The 11,906-nt window shown below is 69.7% G+C and carries 9 protein-coding genes; 7 read left to right on the plus strand and 2 right to left on the minus strand.

What is annotated here, in order from left to right:
- The first annotated feature begins 303 nt into the window (after positions 1–303).
- Genes ACIQVL_RS36185 through ACIQVL_RS36195 form a run of 3 tightly spaced genes read left to right on the plus strand, consistent with a single transcriptional unit; the run spans position 304 to position 2,451 of the window.
- A complete protein-coding gene (locus ACIQVL_RS36185; RefSeq protein ID WP_403437401.1) occupies positions 304–627 on the plus strand; it encodes a WXG100 family type VII secretion target in 324 nt (107 codons plus the stop codon).
- A gap of 53 nt (positions 628–680) precedes the next feature.
- The gene (locus ACIQVL_RS36190) at positions 681–1,004 is read left to right on the plus strand and encodes a WXG100 family type VII secretion target (protein ID WP_403437403.1); all 324 of its coding nucleotides are present in this window, start codon (positions 681–683) and stop codon (positions 1,002–1,004) included.
- A 52-nt stretch (positions 1,005–1,056) separates the two neighbouring features.
- The gene (locus ACIQVL_RS36195; RefSeq protein WP_403437404.1) at positions 1,057–2,451 is read left to right on the plus strand and encodes an EsaB/YukD family protein; all 1,395 of its coding nucleotides are present in this window, start codon (positions 1,057–1,059) and stop codon (positions 2,449–2,451) included.
- Between the two features lie 93 nt (positions 2,452–2,544).
- On the opposite strand, the gene ACIQVL_RS36200 is transcribed toward ACIQVL_RS36195, so the two are convergent.
- Positions 2,545–3,228: a LuxR C-terminal-related transcriptional regulator gene (locus ACIQVL_RS36200; RefSeq protein ID WP_403437405.1), complete on the minus strand. Its 684-nt coding sequence runs from the start codon at positions 3,226–3,228 to the stop codon at positions 2,545–2,547.
- A 246-nt stretch (positions 3,229–3,474) separates the two neighbouring features.
- Between ACIQVL_RS36200 and ACIQVL_RS36205 the strand changes: the two genes are divergently transcribed.
- Both ACIQVL_RS36205 and ACIQVL_RS36210 read left to right on the plus strand, forming a co-directional pair.
- A complete protein-coding gene (locus ACIQVL_RS36205; RefSeq protein ID WP_403477447.1) occupies positions 3,475–4,302 on the plus strand; it encodes a hypothetical protein in 828 nt (275 codons plus the stop codon).
- On the plus strand, positions 4,299–7,019 hold the full coding sequence (locus tag ACIQVL_RS36210; RefSeq protein WP_403477448.1) for a right-handed parallel beta-helix repeat-containing protein: 2,721 nt from the start codon (positions 4,299–4,301) through the stop codon (positions 7,017–7,019). Before ACIQVL_RS36205 ends, ACIQVL_RS36210 begins: the two co-directional genes overlap by 4 nt.
- 109 nt (positions 7,020–7,128) lie before the next feature.
- On the opposite strand, the gene ACIQVL_RS36215 is transcribed toward ACIQVL_RS36210, so the two are convergent.
- On the minus strand, positions 7,129–7,851 hold the full coding sequence (locus ACIQVL_RS36215) for a hypothetical protein (protein ID WP_403437408.1): 723 nt from the start codon (positions 7,849–7,851) through the stop codon (positions 7,129–7,131).
- A gap of 203 nt (positions 7,852–8,054) precedes the next feature.
- Here ACIQVL_RS36215 and ACIQVL_RS36220 point away from each other — a divergent pair, with 203 nt between their 5' ends.
- Positions 8,055–11,405, plus strand: a complete 3,351-nt coding sequence (locus ACIQVL_RS36220; protein WP_403477449.1) for a WXG100 family type VII secretion target — start codon at positions 8,055–8,057, stop codon at positions 11,403–11,405.
- Positions 11,406–11,418: 13 nt separating this feature from the next.
- The gene (locus ACIQVL_RS36225) at positions 11,419–11,892 is read left to right on the plus strand and encodes a WXG100 family type VII secretion target (RefSeq protein ID WP_403477450.1); all 474 of its coding nucleotides are present in this window, start codon (positions 11,419–11,421) and stop codon (positions 11,890–11,892) included.
- Positions 11,893–11,906 lie beyond the last annotated feature (14 nt).

The following is an 11,906-nucleotide window of genomic DNA, read 5'->3' on the forward strand; positions in this document are numbered from 1 at the left end:
TCTCGCCGACCCACTCACCCATCGCCACAAGACGAGTCTGGTCCTGCCGCTCACGCGGCAGGACCAGAACCCCAAGATCTTCATCAGCCTTCTAGGGACAGTCCCGAGGACAACCCGGTCTCCTGCCCTTGTCATTGACGAACCGTCAAGCCCCCTGCCGTGCGGGGGGCTTTCGGCATGCGTGGGCACGGGGACACCGTTCGACCTCCCCGGGGGACACCGGAAAGGGGATCTGTCCGCCTCCCGTCCACTGCTGCGACGCTTACTGGGCCGGTATTACGCCACCCGGAGAGGAGCAGTACGGTGACCGACTTCAAGGTGACACCGGAGCAGATCTCGATGGCCGCAGCGGCCTGCGACAGCAAGGCGGGCGAGATCGACGGCCAGCTGTCGAACCTCAAGAACTACGTGGCCAACATGGAGGCCTCGTGGCAGGGCATCGCCCAGGACACCTTCCAGGCCCTCATGCAGGAGTACGACATCTACTCCCGCATGCTCCACGACGCGCTCACCGACATCGCCGGCGGCCTGCGCGGAAACTACGTCAACTACGGCGACGCCGAGCAGCAGAACATCAACTCGATCAACACCATCGAGGCCGGCCTCTCCAACGCCAACCTCGGCTGACGTCCCGTCACCACCACCGACCGGCACAGCACCCAGCACACCAGGGAGTGATCATGGCAGGAAATGTCGACGGCGCGAACCTCGTGGTCAGGCCGGAACTCGCCCACGCGGGCAAGGACATCAACGACATGGCCCAGACCATCGCGGACGAACTGAGGGACCTCAAGAACCAGCTCCAGCCGGTCCTCGCCGGCGGCGACTGGACCGGTGACGCGCAGCGGTACTTCGAGGGTCTGGAAGCGGAGTGGAACTACGCCGCGAACGGTCTCTTCGGTCCGGACGGCGTGCTCGGCGAGATCGCCGGCGCGATGCACGTCAACTGGAACAACTACTCCGAGGCCGAGTGGGCCAACGGCCGCACCTGGCAGCACCACTGACCCGCCGTCCCCGTGGCGGAACGCCCCCTGCATCCCCTGAGGAATCGTCATCGTGGATGAGCACTGCCGTATCACCGTCGTCGGCGAGCGCCGGAAGGTGGACCTCGCGGTCCCGGCCGGCGCCCCGATCGTGAGCTATGCCGACACCCTGGCGCGCTTGTGCGACCAGCGGGAGTCCGACATCATGCCGGCGGCCTGGACCCTGGGCGCGGCGACCGGGAGTGCCTTCGCCCCCGAGTGGTCGCTCGCCGAACTGGGCGTCACCGACGGGCAGGTCCTCTACCTGCGCGACGCCACCGCCGACGAACTCGACGACCCGGTCGTGCACGACGTCGCCGAACGGGTCGCCGACGTCTCCGGGGGCGTCCTGGACCGCCGGTGGGACGCCCGCTCCCGCACGTACGCCCTGACCGCGCTCGCCCTGGGCTGGCTCGTCGCCACGCTGGCCGTGCTCGCCGCCCGGCACCGGCCCGGCACGGGCGTGCTCCTCGATCTCGCGCTCGCCGCGGGGCTCGCCCTGCCCGTCCTGGCCTGGGTCGCGACGGAGCGCACCTGGCCCGTCCCGGCCGCCCTGCGGATGACGATGGGCCTGTGCGCGGTGCCCGCGCTGGCCCTGTGCGCCTGGTCCGCGGCCCTGGGCTACGGCACCGAACGGCTCGGCCTGGCCGGGATCATGACCAGGACCGGGCTGGCCGTGGCGGCCCTCGCCGTGGGCGCGCTGCTCGGCGCCTTCCTCGCCGCCGTGGCGGCGCCCGCGGTCACCACCTCCGCCACCCTGTTCACGGCCGTCGTCGCGGCCGTGCTCGGCATCGGCCTCGCCGCACTGCGGGCGAGCGGCGTCCAGGCGGCCTCCGTCGTCGCCGTCGCCGCGTTCGCCCTGCTCATCGTCGTGCCGTCGGCCGTCAGCGGCACGGTGGCCTTCACCTGGCGGCGGGTGCGGATGCGGGTGCAGGAGGAGCCCCGCGACGACGAGGTCGCCGACGCCGTACGCGCCGCGACCGTCCTGCTGGTGACCTGGAGCGCCGTCCTGAGCGTGGTCCTCGGCGGCGCGCTGGTGGCCATGGCCGCCTCCGCCTCCCCGTACGCCAACCTCGCGGCCGGGCTGCTGGGGCTCGCGGTCCTGCTGCGCGCCGGGTCGGCCCGGCTGGTCGCCGAGGTGGTGCCGCTGCTGCTGGCCGGTACGGCCGGACTCTTCACGCTGCTCGTCACCGGCCCCGAGCGGTTCGGCTCGGCTGACTGGGCCGGGCCCGTGTGCAGCGCCCTGGGCGCGGCCGTGCTGCTGGTCTACGGATTCCGGCGCATGATGCGCCGCCCCGACCTGCCGGCGATGGCCCGGCCCCGCTGGCTGACCGGATTCGGCTCGGTACTGGCCGGGGGCAGCGTCGCGCTCGCGGTGGCGACGTTCGGCGCGTTCGGCTCGATCGTCGGTCTCGGACACCACATCTGACGTGACGTCATCAACGTGGTCAGCAGGCGTGACCGCCGGCCCGCACAGGTGCTGTGCGGGCCGGCGGTCACGACGGGAAGGGCGCGCGCGATGTCAGGCGGCGGAGGAGTAGCCGGCCACGAGAACGGGGCTGCGGAGCTCGTCGTCCTGAAGCAGCCCGAGCTCGATCGCCTTGCGGGTGAGATCCGCCTTGTTGCGGACGTTCAGCTTGTTCCGGATCCGCTTCACATAGGTGCTGACCGTGGCCTCCGTCAGCCCCATCCGGCGGGCGATCTGACTGTGGGTCAGCCCCGTGGCCAGGAGCCTCAACGCCTCCCGCTCCCGGTGCGCGAGCGCCGGGGCGGGGGTGCCGACGGGCTGCCGCAGCTCGTGGTGGAGCCGGCCCGCGAGGCCGGGCGCCACATGCAGACCGCCCAGCGCCACGGTCTCGACCGCGCGCAGCAACTCCTGCTCGCCCGCCTGCTTGCCGACACATCCGTAGGCCCCGGCGCGCAGCGCGTCGGTCACCGGCTGCCAGCCCGCGAGGTCGGCGACCACCAGCACCCGGCCGCGCTGCGTGAGGGCGGCCACGGTCCTGGCGAGCGACGGCCCGGGCTGCTGCGGGGCCCCGTAGACGATGACGTCCAGGCGCTGCGCGGCGGGCTCCGGCAACTCCGCCGGATCCGCGGCCAGCGCGACCACCCGCAGCAACGCGCTGCCGGAGAGCAGGGTCTCCAGACCCAGGCGCACCAGACTGTGCTGCTCGACAACGGCGATCTGAGCAATCTGGGGGGACATCGGGCTCCTGCCAATTCTGGGGTTCGGGGAGTTCCTGAGTACGAACGTAGCCTCCGCGTCTGCCCCCAACCCCGCTCCGGGCCCCGTGAGAGAAAACACGTGAACCTGCCCGTGACCTCGTACGTAACTCAAGTCGGGTGCCCTGCGGCCGAGTAGCCCACTCGTGCGCCCGCGCCGCGGCAATTCGTCCCGCCATCCCTTTCCCGTGATTATTCAGAAACTCAACAATGAGGGGTGCTTTCCCGCATGATTGAAGAGGACTGGCGTGAGTTCTCCTCCGCGTTCGCCGAATCCGTACGGCCCGAGGACCCGCGCGGCCTGACCGGCAAACGCATGCTCGTGGTGAGCGTCTCCACGCTCCTGGCCGTCGCCCTCGGCGCGCTGGTGTACGGCGCACTCGGCGGCCCGGCCTTCGCACTGCCCAGCGAGGTCAGGCCGATCGCCCCCAGCCCGGACGCCACGCCCTACCAGGCCGGCGGCCAGAGCTCCGGACAGACCTGGAAGGCCATCGCCGGCCCCGACTGCGCGGCGAGCAGCGACGGTTCGACGAGTTTCGCCGCGTACGGCTACGCCACCGGCACCGACGCCGACGGCACCGCGGCCTGGACCCAGTCGGACAGCGGCGGCTACACCGGCGAGGCGTGCACCGGCGGCTACCTCTCCATGCCGGTCTCCGGCAAGGCCGACGGCTACGACGCCACCCGCTACGCGCTGTGGAAGTACGACTTCAGCTCCCACTTCACGGTCGCCTCCTGCCGGGTCTCCAGCTACGTGCCCGTCAACTCCTCCCGCACCCGGGTCGGCGGCTCGCCCGCGTACTTCTACTACTACGACGACGACTACACCCCCACCCCCGGCACCAGCACCGACAGCGAGCCCAAACCGCTCGGCGGCTTCCTCGTCGACCAGGTCGGCAAGACCCAGCAGGGCCGCTGGTACACCTCGCCCGCGTTCACGGTGCGGACCGGCCAGGTCACCGTCAAGCTCGTGGACGCCGGCGCCGAGCGCACCGACGCGGCCGACGGCGTCCATGTCGCCGCCGCGCAGCTGCGCCTGACCTGCACCTCGACATGAGCGCCGGACTCCGCGTCGCACCCCGCGGCTGGGGCACGTTCAAGACCATCGTCGCCGCGGTCCGCGAGGCCCCGGCGGGAGCGGTGATCTCCGTGCAGCCCGGCACCTACACCGAGAGCGTCGTCCTGGACCGAGACATCACCCTCGCCGCCGAGAAGGGCCGCGGCACGGTACGGCTCATCGCCGGATCCCACGGACCCGCGCTCACCGTGCAGAGTCCCGGCGGCCGGATCCAGGGCCTGGTCCTCGAAGGCCGCGGCAAGGAACCCGCCGTCCTCGTCACCGCGGGCGCGGTGGAGATCGACGGCTGCGAGATCACCGGCGGCGGCGTCCAGGTCACCGGCACCGCCACCCCCGTCCTGCGGGACTGCGAACTCCACCACACCGGGGACATCGGGCTCTACCTCGGCGGCGACAGCCGGGCCGTGGTCGAGAACACCGGCATCAGCGACGTGGACGCCGTCGGCATCCTGGTCGACCACGGCGCCGCCCCCACCCTCACCCGGGTCTCGGTGACCCGCACCGGCGGCCACGGCATCCGGATCACCGGCGCGGCCCGCGCCGCCCTGGAACTGTGCGCGGTCACCCACACCGGCGCCGCGGCCGTCGCCGTCGACGACACCGCCCGGCCCGTGCTGCGCACCTGCCGCATCGGCGACAGCGAGGCCGGGGGAGTCGTCATCACCGGCGACGCCGGGGCCGACGCCGCCCCCGACGACGACACGGCAGGAGAAGCGCCGTCCGCCGGCGGCGAGTTCGGGGTCGCGCTGCGCGGCTGCGAGATCGCCCGCACCGGCCGCGACGGCGTGCACGTCACCGGGCGGGCCGTCGCCTCGCTCGTCGACTGCCGGGTCAGCGACATCCGCGCGGCCGGCGTCGTCGCCACCGGCTCCGGCCGGCTCCGGCTGCACGACACCACCACCACCGACACCGCGGGCTCCGGTCTCGCGGCGGGCGGCGAGGCACAGGTGGAGGTACGCGGCGGAGCCTTCACCCGCTCCGGCGCCAACGGCGTCTACGCCTCCGACACCGCCCGCCTCACCCTCACCGACTGCGCCGTCACCGTCTCCGCCTTCACCGGGGTCCACGCCGGCGACGGCAGTCGGGTCACGGTCCACGACAGCCGGGTCCAGGGCACCCCGGAACACGGCCTGCGCAGCGTGGACCAGGCCCTGCTCACCCTCACCGACACGAAGATCGACGACACCGAGCTGTGCGGCATCGAGGTGGACGGCGGCGACCTGTCCGCCCGCGGCTGCCGCATCACCAAAGCCGCCACCGGCATCGTCCTGCGCACCGACCACCGTCCCCTCGTGGACGACTGCTCCATCAGCTCCTGCTCCGGCGTCGGCATCGACATCGGCGCCGGTACCGCCGCACTCGTCGTCGACACCCGCGTGACCGGCACCGGCGCGGCCGGCGTCTTCGTCCGCGAGGGCGCCGGCGCCTGGCTCGCCGACTGCTCCATCACCGACACCAAGGGCACCGGCGTCGTGGTCCAGGCGAAGGCCAGGCCCCGGGTCCGCGGCACCACCGTCACCGGCACCGCGAAGAACGGCCTCTACATCGCCGACCACGCCGCAGGACGCTTCGAGGACTGCGACATCAGCGCCACCGGCTTCCCCGCCGTCTACGTCGGCAAGGAGGCGACGCCCCTCCTGCGCGGCTGCCGTATCCACGACACCGACGAGGACCTCAAACTCGCCGACGGCGCCGACCCCACCATCGAGCGCTGCCGCGTCGACGACGTGAAGATCAGCACGATGCCGGAGGAGGCACTGGGCGGTGACCCGCTGCCCGCACCGGCCGGCGCCGGCGCGCTCGCGGTGGCACCGGGCGCCCAGGCCACCGGCTCCGCCACAGCACCCGCGACGGGCACCGGCACCCGGCAGTCCCGGGCGGAGAGCCTCTCCGAGGTGCTGGCCGAACTCGACGACCTGATCGGCCTGGAGAGCGTCAAACAGGACGTCAGCACCATGGTGAAGGTCATGCAACTGGTCCGCCAGCGCACCGAGGCGGGCCTCGCCGCCCCGCCGCTCAGCCGCCACCTGGTCTTCGCCGGCAACCCCGGCACGGGCAAGACGACGGTGGCCCGCCTGTACAGCCGGGTCCTCGCCGCCCTCGGCCTGCTCTCCCGCGGCCACCTGGTCGAGGCCGACCGGGCGTCCCTGGTCGGCGAGTACGTCGGCCACACCGCGCCGAAGACCACCGCCGTCTTCAAACGGGCCCTCGGCGGCGTCCTGTTCATCGACGAGGCATACGCCCTCACCCCCGCGGGCCAGGGCAACGACTACGGCCGCGAGGCCATCGCCACCCTCGTCAAACTCATGGAGGACCACCGCGACGACATCGTCGTCATCGTGGCCGGCTACCCCGACGAGATGGAACGCTTCGTCGACATCAACCCCGGCCTGGCCTCCCGCTTCACCCGCACCCTGATGTTCGACGACTACGGCAGCGAGGAACTGGGCCGCATCGTCGAGTTCCACGCGGCCAAGCACGAGTACGAGCTGCCGCCGGACACCCGCGAGGCCCTGCTCGGCTACTTCGGCGCCCTGGTCCGCGACGACCGCTTCGGCAACGGCCGTACCGCCCGCCAGATCTTCCAGCGCATGACGGAACGGCACGCCCAGCGGGTCGTGGAACTGGTGGAGCCGACCACGGAGGACCTGGTGACCCTGCTCCCCGACGACCTGCCGACCGTCGCCGTGGAGTGAGGCACCGGCAGGGCGGCATCACACCAGGGCACACGGAACGGCGCCCGGCCGAGAAACCCGGCCGGGCGCCGTTCGCCATGCCCTCCACGCCCTCCAAGGGCTCCGCACGTCAGACCGCCGAGGGCGTATCCGCGTCGCTCCCCTGCACCGCCGACTGGGCGGACGGATCCATGGACGACTTCGCGTCCGTCTGCGCATAGGTCTGGCCGGCGTTGTTCAGCAACGCGGTGAACGTACCCATCAGTTCGATGCCACCGGCACCGTCCTGCATGACCTTCGTCAGCTGCGGGTTGATCGCCTCGGCGAACTGGGCGCCGCTGTCGGCGAGTTCGTCTTTGTGCCATTGCAGGGCGCCGTGCGGGCCACTGGCCTCGAAGTGACCGTTGTCCTGGCCGAACAGGGTGCCGTCGTCGACGGCGCCCTGCACCTTGGTCCGCAGCGCTTCGTACGCGCTCGTCACGTTCGAGACGGCATCGAGGAAAGTTCCCTCCGCCGCCCGCAGCGCGCCCAGGTCGATCGAGAAGGCGTTGGTGTCCGGAAGGGGCGGCGGGCCGTCCGACCCGCCGCTCGACTGGGTGGGCACCAGGTCGGGAGCCGTGGTGTAGGCCATGCTCAGTTTCGGCATGGTGACCATCGGGTCGGGCGGGTCGTCGGAGTCCGAGTCGTCGGGCTTGTCGGTCGTCGCCGTGACCCCGTAGATCTCGGCGTATTGTTCGGCGGCGTCCTCCTCGTCGCCGTGATCGCTCGCGTCCGGGTCTACGTTCGGTACCCAGGGGTCGCTCTGGTATTTCGATGCGTGCGGGCTTACGTCGTCGCTGTCGCTGTCGCCCATGAGATACCCCGCTTTCTTCGGTCCTCGGCGTCCTGATTGACCTATCCATGGTGCCGGGATATCGGGCGCCGCTCGACGTCCCTTTTCCAGGACGTCCCCCATGCCAGGAACAAGGATCTGGGAAATCCCTCCCCGCCCCACGACTCTTAACGTGCGGACACATATGAAGTCGCCGGCGGGGCGGGGAGAGGAGACGGGGCGAGATGGCGAACGCGCACACCGACGGCGAAGCGTTGATTCCGTTGGACCGGGGGCTGTTCGAGCCCGCGACGGCCTCGACGGACCAGGACGCCGCCGCTACGGCACCGGATGCACAGAGCTCCGCTCCGGCGGAACCGGCGGCCGATGCGCACGGCCCGGTTCCCGGCGATGCCGGTCAATCGCCCGACGACGGTTCGCTGGTTCACCTGGACAGGGAGTTCTTCAGCCGGGCGACGGGGGAGCCCCACGCGAGGCCCCACGACGGCCACGGAGTTCCCGAGGGACACGACGACCATGCGGGCCATGCGGACCACATGCCGGCGGATCACACGGCGACCGCCGACACACAGTTCACCGTCCAGGCGCCCCCGTCACACGGGGACGGCGCCGACGAGCCCCATCCGCCCGCATCCACGTCCACACCCGCGCCGACATCATCGGAAACGGAGGAACCGCGCGCCGCGAACACCCCCACGGACGCCGGCGACTCAGACCCCGGGCAGACCACCTCGAACGACCAGAACCTCACCGAACGGACCGTCGACGGCCAACACCTGCTGGGATCCGACACCCAGGACGGCGGCTGGATCTCCCAGGACGGCACGGTCTACGTCTCCGGCGACGGCACGGTGGAGCATGGGCTGACGGCGCCGGACGGTTCGTTTCTGGCGAACGGTGAAGTTCGGCAGATCGACGGTGACTCGGTCTACGGGACCCGTTTGGATGACGGGTCGTTCCTGTCCGAAGACGGAAAGACCATGGTCACTGCCGGCGGTGTGGTTGAGCATGGGCAGACGACTGCGGATGGGCAGTTCGTCACGGAGCGGGCCGTTGACGGCCAGGATCTGTGGGGCTCCGATACGCAGGACGGCGGCTGGATCTCCCAGGACGGCACGGTCTACGTCTCCAGTGACGGCACGGTGGAGCATGGGCTGACGGCGCCGGACGGTTCGTTTCTGGCGAACGGTGAAGTTCGGCAGATCGACGGTGACTCGGTCTACGGGACCCGTTTGGATGACGGGTCGTTCCTGTCCGAAGACGGAAAGACCATGGTCACTGCCGGCGGTGTGGTTGAGCATGGGCAGACGACTGCGGATGGGCAGTTCGTCACGGAGCGGGCCGTTGACGGCCAGGATCTGTGGGGCTCCGATACGCAGGACGGCGGCTGGATCTCCCAGGACGGCACGGTCTACGTCTCCAGTGACGGCACGGTGGAGCATGGTCTGACTTCGCCGGACGGTTCGTTTCTGGCGAATGGTGAGGTGCGCACCATTGATGGTGCGGAGGTCTACGGAAGTCGTCTGGATGACGGGTCGTTCTTGTCGGAGGACGGGACGACGATGGTCACTGCTGGTGGTGTGGTTGAGCATGGGCAGACGACTGCGGATGGGCAGTTCGTCACGGAGCGGGTTGTCGATGGTCAGGATCTGTGGGGCTCCGATACGCAGGACGGTGGGTGGGTTTCTCAGGACGGGACGGTTTATGTCTCGAGTGATGGTTCGGTTGAGCATGGTCTGACGGCGCCTGATGGTTCGTTTTTGGCGAATGGTGAGGTGCAGCAGATTGATGGTCAGACTGTTTATGGGTCGCGTTTGGATGATGGGTCGTTTCTGTCGGAGGACGGGACGACGATGGTTACTGCTGGTGGTGTGGTGGAGCATGGGGAGGTCTCGTCCGACGGGCAGTTCCTGACTGAGCGGGCTGTTGATGGTCAGGCGATGTGGGGTTCGGATACGCAGGACGGTGGGTGGGTTTCTCAGGACGGGACGGTTTATGTCTCGAGTGATGGTTCGGTTGAGTATGGTCTGACGGCGCCTGATGGTTCGTTTTTGGCGAATGGTGAGGTGCAGCAGATTGATGGTCAGACTGTTTATGGGTCGCGTTTGGATGATGGGTCGTTTCTGTCGGAGGACGGGACGACGATGGTCACTGCTGGTGGTGTGGTGGAGCATGGGGAGGTCTCGTCCGACGGGCAGTTCCTCACCGAGCGCACTGTCGACGGTCAGACGCTGCTCGGCTCCGACACCCAGGACGGCGGGTGGATTTCCGAGGACGGGACCGTATATGTCTCGGCGGACGGTGAGACCGAGTACGGGCAGACCTCGTCCGACGGATCGTTCGTGGCAGCCGGCGACACGTCGAGCGGGGACGGCACGACGACAGCCGCGGCGGACGACGGCACGACGACCACGGTCTCGGACGACGGCACAACGACCGTTTCGGACGACGGCACGACCTTCGTCTCGGACGACGGGACCGTTGATGACGGGACGACCACGTCGGACACGGTGGACTCCTCCGACGGGACCGCCTCCGACGGGACCGCCTCGGACGAGTCCGAGGAGTCGACGTCGGACTCCTCGGCGCTGACCGCGCGGACCGTCGGCGGACAGACGTTGCTGGGGACCGCCACCCAGGACGGCGGGTGGATCTCCCAGGACGGGACCGTCTACGTCTCTCCGACGGGTGAGGTGGAGAACGGGCTGACCTCGCCGGACGGTACGTTCCTGCCGAACGGCCAGGCGCGGACGGTCAACGGGCAGCAGGTGTACGGAAGTGTCCTGAGCGACGGCACGTGGGTGTCGGAGGACGGGACCGTCGAGATCCAGCCGGACGGCACCGTCCTGAACGGACAGACCACGGCCGACGGGCAGTTCCTCGTCTCGCAGAGCGTCGACGGGCAGTCACTGCTGGGCACCGCCACCCAGGACGGCGGCTGGATCTCCCAGGACGGAACCGTCTACGTCTCGGCGGACGGCGAGGTCGAACACGGCATCAGCACCCCGGACGGCAGCTTCCTGAAGGACGGGGTGACCAGGACCCTGCCCGACGGCACCGTTCTCTACGGCTACATGTCGGGCGGCGACTTCTACTCCTCCGACGGGACCACCGTCGTCCTGGCGGACGGCACCGTGCTCACCGGCACCCTCGACACCCAGACCGGCATCTTCACCGCGTCCGACGGCTCCACCTACCTCGTCACCGACGACGGGGTCGAAGGCGCCACCCTGCAGAGCGACGGTTCCTATGTGCTCGCCGACGGCTCGACGGTGATGACCCCCGGAGCCTGGGCCGTCGACATCGGTCAGCTGGGCGAGTCCATCACGCTGGTCCGGAACCGCGCCGATGTGATCGACGACAACATCAGCGCCATCCAGGATCAGTATCGCGTCGTCGAAGACGCCTGGAACGGCCCCGCCGGCAACTCGTTCACGGATATCTCCACCCAGCTCAGCAAAGTCATGACGGATCTCCAGGATCTCCTCACCGACATGATCGAGCGGATGATGACCAGCAAGGAGAACTACATCTCCGCCGAGACCGCCAACATTGCCAATTCACAGGGCTCCTGAGGAGGCGTCAGTAATGCCGAACATCCCCCACGACTACAACGCCGTCACGCTCTCGGTGGATCCGAACAGTCTTGCCGGCGCGTGCGACCAACTGAACTCGGCCGGCCAGAACATCAGCGACGCGCTCGCCGACATCATGAACTCCCTGAGCGAACTGCGGCTTGCGTGGACCGGAGACTCGGCGGACGTCGCCGACGACTTCAACACACGCTGGACAACGGTGACGGAGCAGCTTTACGGCACGCAGGCGGATCCCTCCAAGGGCGTCCTCAACGTCCTGACCGCGGGCATCTCCCAGGCCGCGCAGAACTACGCCAGCGGCGAGGGCGCCGTCAAGGCGATGTTCTGGAACTTCCACCACGGGATAACGCTGGGCAAGAGCGGCGGCTCGACGTCCTCCGGTGCCCCGACCGACACGGTGGACCAGCCGACCGGTACTCCGAACGAGAACTTCCACACCACCGCGGTCAACGAAACCGGATTCTGAGGTAGCCCCCGATC

Source organism: Streptomyces sp. NPDC090499 (genome assembly GCF_044769305.1).
Lineage (GTDB): Bacteria > Actinomycetota > Actinomycetes > Streptomycetales > Streptomycetaceae > Streptomyces.

Coding starts and splice junctions, on each gene's coding strand:
- ACIQVL_RS36200 (WP_403437405.1), bottom strand. CDS start 3,228: ATGTCCCCCCAGATTGCTCAGATCGCCGTTGTCGAGCAGCACAGTCTG.
- ACIQVL_RS36225 (WP_403477450.1), top strand. CDS start 11,419: ATGCCGAACATCCCCCACGACTACAACGCCGTCACGCTCTCGGTGGAT.
- ACIQVL_RS36190 (WP_403437403.1), top strand. CDS start 681: ATGGCAGGAAATGTCGACGGCGCGAACCTCGTGGTCAGGCCGGAACTC.
- ACIQVL_RS36215 (WP_403437408.1), bottom strand. CDS start 7,851: ATGGGCGACAGCGACAGCGACGACGTAAGCCCGCACGCATCGAAATAC.
- ACIQVL_RS36220 (WP_403477449.1), top strand. CDS start 8,055: ATGGCGAACGCGCACACCGACGGCGAAGCGTTGATTCCGTTGGACCGG.
- ACIQVL_RS36210 (WP_403477448.1), top strand. CDS start 4,299: ATGAGCGCCGGACTCCGCGTCGCACCCCGCGGCTGGGGCACGTTCAAG.
- ACIQVL_RS36205 (WP_403477447.1), top strand. CDS start 3,475: ATGATTGAAGAGGACTGGCGTGAGTTCTCCTCCGCGTTCGCCGAATCC.